The following is a 484-nucleotide window of genomic DNA, read 5'->3' as shown; positions in this document are numbered from 1 at the left end:
TCACCGACAAGGTGCGCGAGAAGGCGGTCGGCGCCGCCGTGCTGAAGTCGATCAAGCCCGGCCAGATGGTCGTCAAGATCGTCCACGACGAACTGGTCGAGATGCTGGGCGCCGAGGGCGTCGCGGTCGACCTCAATGCGCCGGCGCCGGTCGTCGTCATGATGGTCGGCCTGCAGGGCTCCGGCAAGACGACGACCTCCGCCAAGATCGCCAAGCGCTTGACCGAGCGCCAGAACAAGAAGGTCCTGATGGCCTCGCTCGACACGCGGCGTCCCGCCGCGCAGGAGCAGCTGCGCCAGCTCGGCGAGCAGACCAAGGTCGCGACGCTGCCGATCATCGCCGGCCAGAGCCCGGTCGACATCGCCAGGCGCGCCGTGCAGGCGGCCAAGCTCGGCGGCCACGACGTCGTCATCCTCGACACCGCCGGCCGCACCCATATCGACGAGCCGCTGATGGTCGAGATGGCCGACCTCCAGAAGGTGTC

At 69.0% G+C, this 484-nt stretch carries 1 protein-coding gene; it reads left to right on the top strand.

All coding sequences use genetic code 11. The features are described 5' to 3' along the window. Positions 1–484 (top strand): zeta toxin family protein (locus EN742_RS37235; protein ID WP_189375781.1); only part of this gene is annotated, 484 nt, incomplete at both ends.

The organism is Mesorhizobium sp. M4A.F.Ca.ET.020.02.1.1, assembly GCF_004022645.1.
In the GTDB taxonomy this organism is placed as follows: domain Bacteria; phylum Pseudomonadota; class Alphaproteobacteria; order Rhizobiales; family Rhizobiaceae; genus Mesorhizobium.
This window is presented reverse-complemented; position numbering and strand designations above follow the sequence as displayed.